Genomic DNA, 17,719 nt, shown 5'->3' on the forward strand with positions numbered 1-17,719 from the left:
GGGAACTCAGGAACAGGTTATACAGTGACAGGTACAGCGCCAGCAGGAGATATTGTAACAATTAAAAATTCTGGTGGTACTGTTATTGGTACAGCAACAGCTGATCCAAGTGGAAACTACACAGTAACTATTCCAACAGGAGCAGCATCACCAAATGAACAATTAACAGCAACAGCGACTGATGGAGCTGGAAATACAAGTGCGGGTACACCATTTACAACACCAGCGGATCCAGTAGTTGTTACTGCCCCAACAGTAACAGGAGTAACAGGTACATCTGCTACTGGTTATACGGTAACAGGAACAGCAACTCCTGGCGATACAGTATCCATCAAGAATACTGGTGGTACAGTGATTGGTACAGCGGTAGCGGATGCAGGAGGCAACTACACAGTAACTATTCCTGCCGGCTTAGCAACACCAGTTGAACAATTAAAAGCTATTGCATCTGATCCAGCTGGAAACCAAAGTACAGCTACACCATTTACAACCCCAGCAGATCCAGCAGTTGTTACTGCCCCAACAGTAACAAGCGTGACTGGAAACTCAGGAACAGGTTATACAGTAACAGGTACAGGGACTCCTGGAGATACAGTAGCAATTAAGAATACAGGTGGAACAGTAATTGGTACAACAACCGTAGATCCGAGCGGAAACTACACAGTAACTATTCCAAGTGGAGCCGCTACGCCAAGTGAACAATTGACAGCTACAGCAATTGATGGCGCTGGAAATTCAAGTACAGGCACACCATTTACAACGCCGGCGGATCCAGCAGTTGTTATAGCACCAACAGTAACAGGAGTAACAGGTACATCTGCTGCTGGCTATACAGTAACAGGAACAGCAACTCCTGGAGATACAGTATCCATCAAGAATACTGGTGGTACAGTAATCGGTACAGCCGTAGCGAATGCAGGAGGCAACTATACAGTAACTATTCCAGCTGGCTTAGCAACACCAGTTGAGCAATTAAAAGCTATTGCATCTGATCCAGCAGGAAATCAAAGTACAGCTACACCATTTACAACCCCAGCGGATCCAGCAGTAGTTACTGCACCGACTGTAACAAGCGTGACTGGAAACTCAGGAACAGGTTATACAGTGACTGGTACAGCGCCAGCGGGAGATATTGTAACAATTAAAAATTCTGGTGGTACTGTTATTGGTACAGCAACAGCTGATCCAAGTGGAAATTACACAGTAACTATTCCGACAGGAGCAGCAACACCAAATGAACAATTAACAGCGACAGCGACTGATGGAGCAGGAAATTCAAGTACAGCTACACCATTTACAACCCCAGCAGATCCAGTGGTTGTTATAGCACCAACAGTAACAGGAGTAACAGGTACATCTGCTACTGGTTATACGGTAACAGGAACAGCAACTCCTGGCGATACAGTAACTATTAAAAATACAAATGGTACTACTGTTGGAACAGCTGTTGCAAATGCAGGAGGAAACTACACAGTAACTATCCCAACTGGGGCAGCAACACCAGTTGAACAATTAAAAGCTATTGCATCTGATCCAGCTGGAAACCAAAGTACTGCAACACCATTTACGACACCAGCAGATCCTGTTACAGTGGCAGCACCAACTGTTCAAAATGTGACTGGGAATTCAAAATCTGGTTATACAGTAACAGGAACAGCAACAGCAGGAAATACTGTGGAAATCAGAAATGCAGCTGGAACAGTAATCGGAACCAGTGTTGCTAACTCTAGCGGCAACTATACAATTATGATTCCAGTAGGTTCTGCAACGGCTCAGGAACAATTAAAAGCTGTGGCAAAAGACGGAAGTGGCAATACAAGTACAGCGACACCGTTTAATACACCAGCAGATCCAGTTGTTATCGTAGCTACACCGACAATAAGTAAAGTAAGTGGAAATTCACTAATTGGTTATACAGTTCTTGGTAAAGCAACTCCTGGAAATAAAGTAGAGATTCGTAATTTAGATGGTACTCTTCTAGGTCAAGCAGTTGCAGGATCAGATGGTGTCTTTGAGATTAAAATCCCTATCGGATTTGCATATCCTAGTCAAGCTTTAAAAGCAATCGCAAAAGATAGTGATAATAATCAAAGTGCGCCAGCTAACTTTAATTTACCACCTGATTCACTTTCAAGATCTGTCACTCCACCAAAAGTAATTAGTGTGGACGGTAGTTCAACAACAGGTTACACAGTAACAGGAACAGCAGATCCTGCCGATGAAGTTAATATTTATAATGAAGACGGCGTATTGGTAGGAACAGCTGAAGTAGGGGATACAGGGAACTATACTGTACAAATACTAATTGGCAAGGTAATGCCTAATGAGAAAGCTACTGCAGTTGCTGTTGATCCAGACGGCAATCAAAGTGTTCCAACAGAGTTTCTCATCCCAGCTGATTCTAATTCTGGAAACGGCAACGGAAATGGTAACAATAGCGGTAAAGGAACGAGTGGTATTTTAACTAGCAATGGCAAATATGGTTCTCAAAAGGATCTCCCTAATAATGGAGAAATAGTTAGCAATTGGGGATTACTTGGAGCATTGTTACTTGGCGGTTTAGGATTATTCACCTTCAAACGTAGAAATAAAAAAGAAGAAGAATAAATCATTAAATTAGCCTTCTATAAGGGGAAACATGAGGTAGGATAAATGTCCTATCTCATGTTTTTTTCAGGTAGCAGCTGATTTTTCAATCTTTAAGTGTTTTTCAGAATGATTCTTTCTTTCTGGTCTTTTTTATCGTAAAATAGCATTATATAAAGAGAAAGGGAGGATATATGCATGCCAATTCGTGTTCCAAAAGAACTGCCAGCAATTAAAGTATTAGAAAGAGAGAAAATTTTTGTAATGGACGAAGATCGTGCTATGCAACAAGATATTCGCCCTTTAGAAATTTTAATTTTAAACTTAATGCCAAAAAAAGTTGAAACAGAAGTACAACTACTACGACTTTTAAGTAATACACCGTTGCAGATTAATGTAGAATTTCTACACATGAGCAGCCATGAAACCAAAAATACGTCTAGTGAACATTTAAAACGTTTTTACCATCAATTCGATAAGATAAAAGAAAAGTTTTATGATGGATTGATTATTACAGGAGCACCTATTGAGCAATTTCCCTTTGAACAAGTTGATTATTGGGAAGAACTACAAAAAATTTTTCAATGGAGTACAACCCATGTTTTTTCAACATTGCATATTTGTTGGGGAGCACAAGCTGGCCTGTATTTTCATCATAATATCGATAAATATTTGTTAGAAGAAAAGTTGACAGGTATTTATCATCATGATGTATTAGAGCCAACTTGGAGCATTTTAAAAGGATTCGATGATATATTTTTTGCTCCACATTCTCGGTATACAGAAGTTAGAAGAAGGGATATAGATAAAATCAGTGAATTAGAAGTTTTGGTTGAGTCAAAAGAAGCCGGCATTTTTTTAATTGGAAATAAAAATAATCGAGCATTTTATGCAATGGGCCATTTAGAATATGATCGAGAAACATTACAACAAGAATTTGAACGCGATCAACTAAAGGGACTCCATCCGAAGCTACCTGAGAACTATTTTCCTAAAAATAATACTGATTATTTCCCGCAATTACGATGGCATATGGCAGCATCATTGTTATTTTCTAATTGGTTGAACTATTCAGTTTATCAAAATACGCCATATGATTTAACTAATTTATTAGTGTAATAGAGGTTATTCAGCTGAGACGAAGCTTGTTTGTTTTAGCTTTGTTCTTGAAGGGATTGGAAACGCTATCTTATTTTGGTTTTTTCACTATAATTCGATGCATTCTCTTTTCTTTTTATTGAAAATAAACGTATTATAGAAAGAAAAGGAGGGAGATTTCAGATTTTTACAGTAGTAGAGATATAATGTTTAAAATCTAGAAAATTTAATTAGCTAGAAAGATTGTTGTGTTAAGTGTTAAATATGATTAAATTAAGTATAGTAAGGAGAATAATTATGAAAATACCAAAAAGGTTTTTAGCGGGTTTAGTAATTGCAATTATGTTTTTATTTTCATTTGTTCCAGTATTCGCACAAGAGATAGGATCTATTACAGCACCGTCAGGGATAAAAGCGGTGATTGTGATCCTTCCATTAATTTTAGTTTTAGTATTGTTATTCCGTAAAGTTGATATGATTATCGCTGGTTTTGTTGGTGGAGTTCTGGCGATGATTATTGGAGGAATTGGGTTAGAACAAGCCAATAAACAATTACTGGAAACGATACCTACAATGTTGGGTATTACTGTTCCAATAATCAATTCAGCAGTCGCGATGGCCGTTTTTAAATCTGGCGGCTACTCGGCAGCATTAACATTAGCTAAAAGAGGGACAAAAGGTAAGGTAGAATATGTTTCAGCTTTCATAGTTGTATTGTTAGCAGCAGCAACGTATATGTCTGGAATTGGAGGTGGCAGCGCAATGGTCATAGCACCACTAGCTTTTGTAGCTGTAGGTGTTGTTCCTGAGTTAATCGCAGCAATGTCACTCGCTGCAGCTGTATCCTTTACAACATCACCAGCATCACTAGAATCAAGTATCGTTTCCAAATTAGGAGATTTTAGTGTTGCGACCTACGTTTCGAATATGCGTCCAATTTGGCTGCTATTTTGTGTTTTAGCAATTATTTTAGCTTTTTGGGGAACAAAAAGACGGAATATCGGATTTAAGGAAAATGCAGATGATGAATATGCAACAATGAGCAATAAACAATTATTCAAACTAACTTTACCAGCTATTTTTTTACTTTTTGCTGTTATTTTCGGCCCTATAGTGAATGACCTTGTAGGATTCCCTTTGTTGACACCATTAGTTTATATGGTCTTAACAATTGCACTGATCTTTATTTGTACACGTTTTACTTTAAACGAGTCTGTTGAAGCTATGGTAGACGGATCAACTTACATTTTAACGAGATTATTTCAAGTTGGGATATTTCTTGCTTTTATCAATATTATTGCTCAAACAGGAACATTCGCTGTAATTGCTGGTATTGCAAGCGCTGCACCAACAATAATCATGGTTCCTGTTGCAATTTTAACTGGGATCTTAATCGGTATTCCAGCTGGCGCATATGTGGGTTCCGTTTTAACATTGGTTTTACCAGTTGCAGTATCATTAGGATTTTCTTCGATTGAGCTAGGATTAGTTGCTGTAGGTGTTGGTTTAGGTAGTCAAATGAGCTTTGTTAATATAACAATGCAGGCACTATCATCTGGTTTCCAAATTCCAATTCTTGAAGTGGTAAAAGGAAACATAAAATGGATAAGCGCAGCCTCTATCATTTTAATCGGTATTGGTTTCTTCATTTAATATAAAAAACGGGGTGGAAAAAATGGATATATTAATTAAACAAGCAAGACTAAACGATGGTGAAGAATTGCAAGATGTTGGAATTAAAGATGGTAAAATTATTGCTATTTCAGAAAAATTGACGACAGATGCAGTTACAGTGATTCATGCTCATGGGCGTGTCTTAATTCCTGGTTTGGTGGAAAGTCATATTCATCTGGACAAAGCATTAATTGCTGATAGAAAACCAAATAAATCTGGTACTTTACAAGAAGCAATCAAAGTTACAGCTGAATTAAAACCAACATTCACCGAAGAAGATATCTATCAACGGGCAAAAAAAGCGTTGGAAATGATTATTTCTCACGGAGTGACTGCTGTCAGAACACATGCGGAATTCGATCCAGCACAAGGTTTTTCGGGTTTTAAAACAATCATGAAATTAAAAGAAGAGTACAAAGATTTAATCGATATGCAAATTGTTGCATTTCCTCAAGAGGGAATTTTTAAAGCGCCAGGCACTGAAAAGATGATGTATGAAGCGATGGATATGGGGGCTGATGTCGTTGGGGGGATTCCTTATAACGATGCACCAGCGGAAAAACATATTGATTTAGTGTTTGAAATCGCAAAAAAATATAATAAAGATATAGATCTTCATCAAGATTTTAGTGACGAAGCAACAGATATTTCCATTGAGTATTTATGTAAAAAAACAATTGCAGAAAATTATCAAGGAAGAGTTTCTGTAGGACATTTAACGGCATTACACGCATTAGAACCAGAGCGATTAGAAGATATTGTAACATTGATGGCAGAAGCAAAAATCAGTGTAATGGCTCTTCCGGCAACTGATTTACATCTTGGAGCTAGAAATGATCAGTACAATGTAAGAAGAGCGGTAACACCAATCAGAAAGTTACGTGATGCTGGAGTGAATATGTGTCTGGCAACAAATAATATCCGTAATGCATTTACTCCATACGGCAACGGTGATTTGATGCAAATTGCAATGTTAGCCATTCCTGTGGGGCACCTTGGCGGAGCAGACGATTTACCTACAGTTTTACCAATGATTACAGCTAATCCTGCAAAAGCATTAGGTCTTAGTAACTACGGTATTCAAGTTGGGAACAAAGCTGACTTAGTATTGTTGGATACAAAAGTTAAAGCTGATGCAATCATTGATATACCTGAGAGGAATTTTGTTATTAAGAATGGTAAAATTACCGTTGAAGTAAAAAAAGAAGTAACTATATTTAAATAATTGATCTCAAATAGCTAACTATAAATATGTTTATAGTTAGTTATTTCTTTATATCAAGATATTAAGTTACTATAAACATATTATGTAAACTGTTAACTTGTAAATAAAAGCTCATCATTCTCAATTAAAAATATCAATTGAGAATGATGAGCTTAAATGCTTGTTAATGCATACGATTATATGATACTCTTTATTATATAATAAAGAATATTGGAGGTATAGGTATGAAAGTTATTGTCTTAGGTTCATCTCATGGTGGTTATGAAGCAGTGGAGGAATTATTAAACCATCATCCAGATGCAGAAATTCAATGGTACGAAAAGGGCGATTTTATTTCTTTTCTGTCTTGCGGAATGCAACTTTATTTAGAAGGTAAAGTAAAAGATGTCAATTCTGTTCGTTATATGACTGCTGAAAACATGGAAAATAGAGGAGTTAGTGTCTTCTCAAATACAGAGATTACTGCTATCAATGCGGAGGAACATCAAGTTACTGTGAAAGACTTATTGACGAATACAGAACGTATTGAAGCATATGATAAATTAATTATCAGTCCAGGAGCAATTCCTTTTGAATTAAACGTTCCAGGCAAAGACTTAGAAAATATCTATTTGATGCGTGGTAGAAAATGGGCCATCAAATTGAAAGCGAAAACAGTTGATCCCGATGTGAATAATGTAGTAGTTATCGGCAGCGGATATATTGGTATTGAAGCAGCGGAATCCTTCGCTAAAGCTGGCAAAAAGGTAACGGTTATCGATATCTTAGATCGTCCATTAGGTGTCTATTTAGATAAAGAATTTACTGATGTTCTGACTGAAGAAATGGAAGCGAATAACATAAAAGTGGTTACAAATGAAACTGTTCAAAGTTATTCAGGAGAAGGACGGGTTCAAAAAGTTGTAACTGACAAGAATGAGTATGAAGCTGATTTAGTTGTGGTCGCAGTTGGCGTCCGTCCTAACACTGGCTGGTTGAAGGAGACATTGGAATTACATCCTAATGGTTTGATCAAAACAGATGAGTTTATGCAAACAAGCGCTCCTGATGTATTTGCAGTAGGTGATGCAACTTTAATTAAATACAATCCTGGTGAAACTGAAGTCAATATTGCTTTAGCAACAAATGCACGAAAACAAGGTCGCTTTGCAGTGAAAAACTTAGTAGCTCCAGTAAAACCATTCCCCGGTATTCAAGGTTCATCAGGTTTAGCAGTTTTTGATTATAAATTCGCTTCAACAGGAATTAATGATGAAATGGCCAAAAAGCTCAATAAGAAAACAAAGTCAAGCTTAGTTGTTGAAGATTATTTAATGGACTTTAATCCAGATAAACAAAAGGCTTGGTTCAAACTTGTTTATGATCCTGAAACAACGCAAATTTTAGGAGCCCAATTGATGTCAAAAGCGGATTTAACAGCAAATATCAATGCTATTTCTTTAGCAATCAAAGCAAAAATGACGATTGAAGATTTAGCTTATGCAGACTTTTTCTTTCAACCATCATTTGATAAACCTTGGAATATTATCAATACAGCTGCTCTAGCGGCAATGAAAAATGAACAATAAATTAGTTTTAAAACCTGATACAAAACCATAAACAGTTTTGTATCAGGTTTTTTTACGGTTTTAATGGAATGAAGTAGTATTATTAATCCAGAAACAATAAAATGGAATTTTAATGATAACAAAAAAGTCGTTAGAATAGATTTGCCAACTCTTGTTTCTCTTTATTATTAATAATTTCCCCATTTTAAATTTACTTAAGTTAAAATATTTCATATATATTGATTTAATAACTCGTATTATTTAATATTAAGATAAACTAATTGTTAGTATTAATTTTATTATCTGTAATATTTGTTCTTTATACTCAATCAAGTAATACAAAAAGTGTATAAGGAGAGATACGATGTTTAAAAAAGTGTTAGTATTGTTTTTCATTACTTTATCTGGAGCAATTATTCATAGTGAGGAGGTTCATGCATCTGAAATAGAAAACAATCAAGTAATCTCAAGTAGAGCTATTCAAAATGATAAGTATGAACCAACGGGTAATCAAGATGTAAGATACCCTCAAATTGTAATTAGAACTAACCGAACACCGGAAAGAACAGATATGAATGATGTGATTAAAAAAGCAGATACTGCGGCAGATCAATATCCATTTGAGGATAAAGAGAATAGAGCTAAAGCTGTAACACAAGAACTTACGAAAGAATTCGGTAGCGGTAGATTTGGTCATACTTGGATTATTATATTTAATAGTAATAAAAAAGGGGATGCAACAACATATGGTTATCACGAGAAATATGGTTTTGTAAAAAATGGAACAGCTGGGGACAGAAACGACAATCCAGAACGTAAATTTCACGTTGAACGTGTATTACCACTTGATGAAAATATGACAACCGAAAAATTAGAAAAAGAAATTATACCAGCACTGAATGAACAAAGTGCTGAGGTTGGAAAAATCATGGGAATTCCTATTGAAAATCCTTCTAATGGTGCGTATACACCAATAAATAACTGTGCTTGGTTTGCTGGTAATGTTTGGAATTCTGCAACAAACAATGGTTTACTTTTTACTCAAAATTTTGATGGAGTGACTCATGGTAATTATTGGGGTATGCCGTTTTTATCAATGGTCAAAGAAATTGCTGACCCTGGAATGGTTGCTGAAAGTTTGGCTGCTTTTTAATAAATAGTAAAAAAACTCAAAAAGTTAGACCTTAAAATCTAACTTTTTGAGTTTTTTTGTATGTCTGAATTTAAACTTAAAATTGTCTATGACTACTTATCTGGTCAAGAAGGCACACTGCATCATTGATTGGGAATTGGCTCAGAATGTATCTCAAAAAACTGCATATCTATAAAAAGTCTAATTTTTTTGGTCACTACAAGAAGAAATTTTTTGTAGTCTTTTATTAGTGTGTTAAGAATGGTAGGATTGAAGTAAATAACTTGAAGTGGTGGGGAAGTTGATGACGATTATACTAAAAGAAATGGACGCAACTGATTATGAAAAATATCTCTCTTTTGCAATTGAAGATTATGCTAAAGATAAAGTAACAGCGGGAACTTGGAATGAAGAAGAAGCAATTGATTTAGCAACGAAAAGTTTTAACAAGCTTCTTCCAGAAGGCAAAGATACTAAAAATGACTATCTCTATTCGATTGAAGATAATTCACTTGATAAAAAAGTCGGATTTTTATGGGTTCATTTGAATAAAACACTTTATGGTTCAAAGTTATTTATTTATGATTTCATTGTGTTTGAAGCATTTAGAAATTTAGGTTATGGCAAACAAACAATCACTTGTCTAGTTGAAAAAGCTAAGAAAATGGATGTATCACAGATTGACTTGCATGTATTCGCTCATAATAAAGGGGCAATCCATTTATATGAACAAACTGGTTTTGTAGCGACAGATATTAGTATGTCAAAACAGATAAAATAAAGAGTCTTTTAAAAATGTTCGTTTGAAATGAGGGAATCAATGAATCAGTATTATTGTAGAAAAATCATAACTGAAGTAATTCAAAAGCAACACTAAAGAAGGAGTGGAAAACAGGTTGAAGAAATTGATCTCACTACTAAAATTAAAAATAGAGGGGAAAACTGAATTAGTTTTAAACCGTACTTGTTTATATTTTAGGGTCACCCTTATTTAGTTTTTTAGGAGAATATGACACTATTTTCGAGCAATCGCTAAACACTAAAATTTCGCTAATAATTTCTTTTTTTTACTCGTAATAAAAGTTTTTACGCTGTATTATGGGTAAATCTTCTCTTTTTATGAGAATGCAAAGGAGACATTTTTATGGAATTTAGTAATTGGCAAGGCTTGACACAAAGTGAAGTAGAAGAACGTCAAAAAGAGTTTGGATTAAATCGATTAGAGGAAAAAAAACAAGAACCCTTTTATTCAAAAGTCGTTAAGATTATTTTGGAACCTATGTTTTTGCTGCTGATCTTAGCTGGTCTTATTTATTTTTTCCTCGGTGACCCATTAGATGGTATAGTTATGTTGACGTTTGTATTTGTTATCATTGCTATTGAAGTGATTCAAGAATGGAAAACAGATCAAACGTTACATGCGTTAAAAGATCTTTCTGCCCCAAAAATAAAAGTTATCAGAAACAATGAATCTATTGAGATTTTGAGCGAGGAACTTGTGCCTGGGGATATTATGCTAATAGAAGAAGGCAACAAAGTGCCTGCTGATGGGTTTGTTGTTAAAGCAAATGATCTTAGAGTAAATGAATCTTCTTTAACTGGTGAAACAGAAGCAGTCTGGAAAAAAATGGCTGAATCTAAAAAGTCTCAAACAAAGGATTATTGGCGTAATGATTATGTCTATACAGGTACTTTAGTCACTACAGGTAGTGCGACTATTTTGGTGAATACTACTGGGACTAATACTGAATTTGGTAAAATTGGAAAGCATCTCGTTACGGTAGAAACTGAAAATTCGCCACTAGATAAGCAAATTGGCAAATTAGTCAAAGTCTCTGCTATTATCGCTTTTCTCTTACTTTGTGTAGTTTCCGTGAGTACTTTTTTTAGTGACACTAGCTTAGAATTAAAAAATCGAATCATCCAAAGTATTCTGTCAGGTATAACAATTGCTATGGCTATGATTCCAGAAGAACTCCCTGTTGTTTTGACTGTATTTTTGTCTATGGGGGCATGGCGATTAGCTAAGAAACAGTCTTTAGTTCGTAAGCTTTCAGCTGTTGAAACGATGGGCGCGATATCTGTTTTAGCCGTTGACAAAACTGGGACAATTACTGAAAATAAAATGACAGTATCGAACGTTTGGGCTTTTGATCCAGATGAGACAGATCGATTAAATGAAGTGATGGGGTTAGCGAGTGAAACTGATCCATATGATCCTATGGAAATAGCTATTTTGGACTATAACGAGAAAAAAGGGTGGAGTAAAGAAAAATTATTCAATAGTCCACTAGTCACAGAGTATCCATTTACAGATGAAATCAAGATGATGGGGCATGTTTGGAAAAGAAATAATCACATAGAAGTTACAGTAAAGGGTTCTCCAGAAAGTGTCTTGCGTGTCTCAGATATAACAACAGAAATGAGAGAAATAATTCAGACTAGAATAGATACTTTCGCCAAAGAAGGGTTGAGAGTCATTGCTGTTGGTGAACAAATTATTGATACAATAGATAAAGTCCCTGAAACAATTGAAGATTGTTCACTAAAATTTCTTGGATTGATTGGATTAGCTGATCCGCCCAGAAGTGGAATTGAAAAGGATATTGAAGAATGTATAGAAGCAGGCATTAACGTTGTCATGATTACTGGTGACAATGGTATGACAGCAACCTCGATTGCAAAAAAGATAGGAATTAGTAATGCTGATAACTTTTTAACTGGTTTTGAATTAGACCAAATGAATGATAATATGCTAGCAAAAAAAGTAGAATCTGTAAATGTTTTTTCAAGAGTTACACCAGAGCATAAAATGAGGATCATCAAAGCTTTCAAGGAAAACGGTGAAGTCGTTGCTATGACAGGGGACGGAGTAAATGACGCTCCAGCTCTTAAATATGCTGACGTTGGTATTGCCATGGGCAAACGTGGTTCAGAAGTCTCCAGAGAAGCAGCAGATATCATTTTACTAGATGATAATTTTTCAACAATTGTGAATACTGTGAAAGATGGGAGAAAGGTTTACGATAATATTAAGAAAGCAATCGGCTATATTTTTGTCATTCACATTCCGATTGCATTGACCGCATTTTTAGGACCTGTTTTGGGAATTCCTCAAGCAGCGTTATTCTTATTACCTGTTCATGTGGTCTTACTGGAACTTGTGATAGATCCGACTTGTTCGGTTGTTTTGGAGCGTCAACCCAGTGAACCCGATGTAATGAAACGTCCACCAAGAGATCCCAATGCCACTATATTATCACAGCGTTTATTAATTCGAAGCATATTACAAGGAATAATGATCTTCTTTGCGTCGTTCTCAGCGTATTATTATACACTACAACAAGTACCGGCCAATGACGAACTGGCTAGAACGATGGGGATGACAGTGCTTATCATAGCAAATCTATTTTTGGTTCAAGTAAACAGTTCGAATAAATTATTGGGTATTCAGACATTTTTGAAGTTACGACATGATAAAGTAACATGGATTATATTAGGTGGAACCATTTTAGGTTTACTAGCTTTGATTTATTCTCCAATAAATAGTTTTTTAGATTTAGCGCCATTATCATTCATGCAATTACTTATTTGTTTGTTTTTAGGGATGGTATCTGTATGTTGGTATGATGTTGTAAAAATCATTAGAAGTAAAAATCAGTAGTGTAATATGTATATATTGTGAGGTGTGTGCATGGTCAAACTTTCAACTGATAGGAGAATTATAGAGAATTGAATTTGAAAAAAATTACAGAAAACGTACTTGACAAGCTTGATTGCTGGTCTTTTCGACATTTTTACTATTTCATTTTAGCAAAAAACGAGTATTTAGTGTTTTAAAGCGTTTGGACTTATCGAATTCACTACTCATAAATCATTAAATAAAAATAGAGTTTTCGCATGATACACACAAAAACATACATGACTAATGAGTATCATGAATTATTGATTGAAATGATAAAATCTCCTGATTATTTGATTGAGTATCAGGGAGACTATACAAAAGTGAGATATAGCGAAGTTAGGTTTGTTGTGCCCGAGTTTTGATTGAGGTTCATTTTAGATTCATATCTACTTTGTATAATGTATATTATGTTAACTAGGATGAAAAGATAAAGAAAATACGTTAATCGCTTTTACTGCACTCCATCGTTTCTACAAATACAAAAAAGACAGGTACAAAGCTCCTGTCTTTTTTGTAACCACTATTTTAAAGTATTGGTGATAATAACCTTGAGAAATTTTGTTTGAACCGCAACCAATGTGACTGATCTTTAATAATTTCATCCGTCAATAAAATGCTTTGTTCCATATCTTGCTCAAATATTTGTGTTAGTTTCCAAGCAATTTTCGTGTCGTAAATAAATGTACTTACTTCAAAATTCAATGCATAACTTCTAATATCCTGATTTGTTGTACCTACCATAGAGATCTCGTTGTCAATGATCATTGTTTTAGCATGTAAGAAACCGTTTTGGTACATATAAATCTTAACGCCTCTTTTATGAAGATAGTTTGCGTAGTACTGAGTTGCACGATAAATAAAAGGATGATCAGGCATGCACGGAATCATAATGCGTACGTCAATACCGGAACGAACCGCAATCAATAAAGCGTTAATCATGCTATCATCAGGGATCAAATACGGTGTTTGGATCCAGACTGATTTTTCAGCAGATAAGATCATTTTAATGAAGCCACTTTTTAAAATTTCCTCTTCAGAATCAGGACCGTCAGAAACGATTTGTAAAGCTAAATTACCAAGTTCGCTATCTTCAGCGATTTGAAAATAATTTTCTAGATAGTCCATTTTTTGTGAAGTATGTTGTACAGATGCGTTCCAATCCATGATGAATATTTCCTGTAATGAAAAAACGGATGATCCAACTAAACGAATATGGGTGTCACGCCAATAGCCAAATTTCTTACTTTCACCTAAATATTGATCACCAACATTAAATCCACCAGTCCACCCTATTTTCCCATCGATGACTACCATTTTTCGGTGTAGATGGTAATTTAAACGAGTTTTGCTGATCATGTTTTTAGAAGTAATAAAAGGTGTTACTTTCCCGCCAAGTTTGACAAAATCTTTAAAAAACTTTTTATTCGCTCCTGGAGAACCCCATGGGTCATAAATCAGATGAACTGATAGACCTTCTTTCACTTTCTCTCCTAGTAAATCTAAAAATTGATTACCTATCTTATCATTGAAAAATGAGTAGTATTCCACATGAACGGTTTCTTTGGCTTGGCGGATATCTTCAAATAATGCAGCGAACTTTTCTTTTCCATCTGTATAAATTTCCAAGCTGTTTCGCTTACTTAATGGCGATGAATCCATATTTCTAAAGTACTTATTAAGTACACGAGCATCGGTCAATAAATTAATATCTAAAGTACCATTCGCTTTTAAATTGTCTTCATCGACTTTATGTTTGATTTCTGTGATTTTTTCTTTATCGTACGTGGTCAAATTGAAAACTTTTTGCCCATTGATTCCTCTTCCACAAAAAATATAAATAATAAATCCAATACCTGGTAAAAATAATAACGTCATAATCCAAGCTAAAACGCTTGAAATGCTTCTTGGTTTTCTAAAAACCGTAATCAGCGCTGCAGTGGTATTTAATAACAATAACCCTAAAAGTATGATGATAAAAATTCTCATCTGTTTTCATGTCTCCCTCTATATACATAATATATTGATTATAGCAAAAACTAGTCATTCATCCAACAAATATAACATCGCTTATAGCTAATAAATTGTATCTAAAAAATAAAGACTACTTTTAAAAATTTACCTATTCCAATTCCCATCAACTTGTACTATAATATGCTGATATATTTAATTGAAAAGAGGCTTACAACACATGGATTTAAAAATGCTTTTCATGATTTTTGTTATAAATTTTTCTTATATAACATTAAACACTATTCGCTTTATGTTGACAATGAAAGGCTATCGATTGATTGCTCCTTTGGTAAGCATGGCCGAAATAACTATTTATGTTTTAGGGCTAAGCATGGTTCTTAATCGATTAGATGATCCTTTGAATCTAGTAGTTTACGCTTTAGGGTATGCTGTAGGAATTAGTGTGGGAATCAAGATTGAGGATTATCTGGCTTTAGGCTATATTATGGTTACCGCTATTTTGCCATCTTCAACTGAACAACTAAATTTACCTGAAATCTTAAGAGAACACGGCTATGGCGTTACTCAAAGTTTTGGACAAGGACGTGAAGGTGAACGTATGATTTTAGAAATTCTTTCGCCTCGTAAAAATGAACGTAGTTTATACAAACTAATCAATGAAACAGAACCTAGAGCGTTTATCATTTCTTATGAACCTAAGTTTATCTCGGGAGGATTTTGGACAAAGAAAGTACGTAAAAGAAATAATTAATCAAACAACGCCTCCTTCTTTTTATCAATTAGGAGGCGTTGTTTTTTTACTTTTCATATTTTAGTTTACATAATAAAATTATGCTCAACCTATCATTTGAAATAATGAAATGAATTTGTATTTGGAAAATAATCACTAAATAATAAGCTGTATAATTGTTTTTTAAAGAGCACTCGTAGATTTTGATCTTCAATCGATTCCCATAATAAGCTCAGCTCTGATTCCAGTGTATCCAATGACTCTTGAACTACTGCTGAAGGCATGTAGTCCTTAAGAATTGGAGTTGAAAAATAAATTTGGCCATCGTTGCTTCTTTTTAGATCTCCAGTTAATAATAATGTCTCTTGAAATATATTCATTTTACTCTTATCAGACTTATTCCGTTTAGCTGATCGAATCACTTTTTGAATTTGAGGGATAAAATAATTGATATCGACATCACCAATTAAGTGTTGCAATGGCTCAAATTGTTTAGGTAATTCAGATCTTTTAGAAAGTAGAAAGAAATAGTTTGCTAAATCAAATGGGATAATATTGTCTGCGAAGATAGAGACAATATTATTATTAGCATCGCCCTCTTCTATTCTGCTGAAAAAAACAGGAAAACTTTCGGAAGAAAATTCCAGGCCGAAAAAATAATCCCCATTTTCTTCTTCAAAAAGTAAGGACCATAACCATTCTCCAAATAGAAAGTAACTTGCATGTATACCTTCGTTTATAATCATTTGTAAAGCTTTTTTGATTGAGTCGCTGACTTGTAGCTGAGTTTCATCTTTGAAATAGATAGGAAATGATAAAGTGTACCTTCTGTTTTCTCGCTCAAGAAGCTTGTGTTTGATTAATTTGTCCAGATATAATTCGAGATTGCTATTTGTTGGGATATCCGACTTTATTTGCCGTAAAATCACTTCTTGTCCTTGTCGTTCAATAAGATAACTCACTATTTTCATGAACAATGGATCAGAAACGATTTTATTTAAGTTTGCTTCATCTGTATTTGATCCAAAATAGTATACTATATTTTCCAAATTTAACGCACTCCTTTTTATCAAAGTATTAGCAAAAACCACAGACGGACTCTAACTTGCTCCATCTGCGGTTTCACTTAAAAGATCTGTAATTTTTAGCTAAATGCTTCAGTTAATTGAGGAACCACTTGTTTTTTACGTGAAACAACCCCGTTTAAGAATGCACGATTATTTTCTAACGTCACATTAAATGCTGCCTCTACCTTGTTTAGTGAGTCACCAATTACTAATAGTTCAGAATCGCTATTTAAAATATTGGTAATGATCAAAACAAATAGATCGTAGTTTTTTGAAGAGTTTTCATTCTCCATAGCCGCTTCTAGTTCTTCTTGGCGATCTAATACTTCGTTTAGGTCTACTGTGTTGACTTGGGCAATTCGAACATTTTTATCCCCCATTGGGAAGCTCTTAGCGTCTAAATCTAGTAATATTTCAGCAGATTTATCACTTAAATTCGTACCAGCTTTTAACATATCTAAGCCATAACCCTCTAAATTAATTTCTGCAATATCAGCTAATTCATTCGCTGCGTTGATGTCTTCTTGTGTACATGTTGGAGATTTGAATAACAACGTATCTGAAATGATCGCTGATACCATCATTCCAGCAATTTGTTTAGGGATAGTAACATTATTTTCTTTAAACATTTTTAAAACGATTGTACTTGTACAACCTACGGGTTCCGCGCGATAATACAATGGATCAGCTGTTTCAAAGTTAGCAATACGATGGTGATCAACAACCGCAAGGATATTTAACTCTCTAATATCGGAAATACTTTGTTGGAATTCATTGTGATCAACTAACATTACTTGATTTGTTTCTCCAGCTGCACTTTCCACCACTCGTGGTGCATCTACATTAAAATAATCCAACGCATATTGAGTTTCTTCGCTTGGTGTACCTAGTGCTACTGCTTCAGTATTTTTACCTAGTTCTTTTTGTAGATAGGCAAAGCTAATAGCAGCTCCTATTGCATCTGTATCTGGATTTTGGTGTCCAAAAACTAGAATTTTTGACAT

Annotated in this window: 12 protein-coding genes; 9 read left to right on the forward strand and 3 right to left on the reverse strand. The window is 34.8% G+C overall.

Annotation, left to right across the window (positions count from 1 at the left end; all coding sequences use genetic code 11):
• The 8 genes from BCR23_RS03355 to BCR23_RS03390 form a co-directional block, all read left to right on the forward strand.
• Positions 1-2,607 (forward strand): Ig-like domain-containing protein (locus tag BCR23_RS03355; protein WP_069634094.1); only part of this gene is annotated, 2,607 nt, incomplete at its 5' end.
• A 177-nt stretch (positions 2,608-2,784) separates the two neighbouring features.
• Positions 2,785-3,705: a homoserine O-acetyltransferase MetA gene (gene metA, locus BCR23_RS03360; protein ID WP_069634095.1), complete on the forward strand. Its 921-nt coding sequence runs from the start codon at positions 2,785-2,787 to the stop codon at positions 3,703-3,705.
• Between the two features lie 276 nt (positions 3,706-3,981).
• Positions 3,982-5,337 (forward strand): citrate transporter, encoded by a 1,356-nt coding sequence (locus tag BCR23_RS03365; protein ID WP_069634096.1) that lies wholly within the window; start codon positions 3,982-3,984, stop codon positions 5,335-5,337.
• Between the two features lie 22 nt (positions 5,338-5,359).
• Positions 5,360-6,583, forward strand: coding sequence for an amidohydrolase family protein (locus BCR23_RS03370; RefSeq protein ID WP_069634097.1), 1,224 nt, complete (start codon positions 5,360-5,362; stop codon positions 6,581-6,583).
• 224 nt (positions 6,584-6,807) lie between these two features.
• Entirely contained in the window at positions 6,808-8,151 is a 1,344-nt protein-coding gene (locus BCR23_RS03375; protein WP_069634098.1) for an FAD-dependent oxidoreductase, read from the forward strand.
• A 343-nt stretch (positions 8,152-8,494) separates the two neighbouring features.
• Entirely contained in the window at positions 8,495-9,283 is a 789-nt protein-coding gene (locus BCR23_RS03380; protein ID WP_205688488.1) for a hypothetical protein, read from the forward strand.
• Positions 9,284-9,566: 283 nt separating this feature from the next.
• The gene (locus BCR23_RS03385; protein ID WP_083241878.1) at positions 9,567-10,043 is read left to right on the forward strand and encodes a GNAT family N-acetyltransferase; all 477 of its coding nucleotides are present in this window, start codon (positions 9,567-9,569) and stop codon (positions 10,041-10,043) included.
• A 363-nt stretch (positions 10,044-10,406) separates the two neighbouring features.
• The gene (locus tag BCR23_RS03390; RefSeq protein ID WP_069634099.1) at positions 10,407-12,926 is read left to right on the forward strand and encodes a cation-translocating P-type ATPase; all 2,520 of its coding nucleotides are present in this window, start codon (positions 10,407-10,409) and stop codon (positions 12,924-12,926) included.
• 546 nt (positions 12,927-13,472) lie between these two features.
• On the opposite strand, the gene cls is transcribed toward BCR23_RS03390, so the two are convergent.
• Positions 13,473-14,933, reverse strand: a complete 1,461-nt coding sequence (gene cls, locus BCR23_RS03395; RefSeq protein WP_069634100.1) for a cardiolipin synthase — start codon at positions 14,931-14,933, stop codon at positions 13,473-13,475.
• A gap of 202 nt (positions 14,934-15,135) precedes the next feature.
• Between cls and BCR23_RS03400 the strand changes: the two genes are divergently transcribed.
• Positions 15,136-15,669 (forward strand): DUF2179 domain-containing protein, encoded by a 534-nt coding sequence (locus tag BCR23_RS03400; RefSeq protein WP_069634101.1) that lies wholly within the window; start codon positions 15,136-15,138, stop codon positions 15,667-15,669.
• A gap of 92 nt (positions 15,670-15,761) precedes the next feature.
• Here the strand turns inward: BCR23_RS03400 and BCR23_RS03405 are convergent, their stop codons facing one another.
• Together BCR23_RS03405 and BCR23_RS03410 are read right to left on the reverse strand one after the other, a co-directional pair.
• Positions 15,762-16,697 (reverse strand): DUF1803 domain-containing protein, encoded by a 936-nt coding sequence (locus tag BCR23_RS03405; RefSeq protein WP_069634102.1) that lies wholly within the window; start codon positions 16,695-16,697, stop codon positions 15,762-15,764.
• A gap of 95 nt (positions 16,698-16,792) precedes the next feature.
• Complete coding sequence (locus BCR23_RS03410; protein WP_069634170.1) at positions 16,793-17,719, reverse strand: manganese-dependent inorganic pyrophosphatase; 927 nt, start codon at positions 17,717-17,719, stop codon at positions 16,793-16,795.

It is taken from the genome of Enterococcus quebecensis (genome assembly GCF_001730365.1).
Classification (GTDB): domain Bacteria; phylum Bacillota; class Bacilli; order Lactobacillales; family Enterococcaceae; genus Enterococcus_L; species Enterococcus_L quebecensis.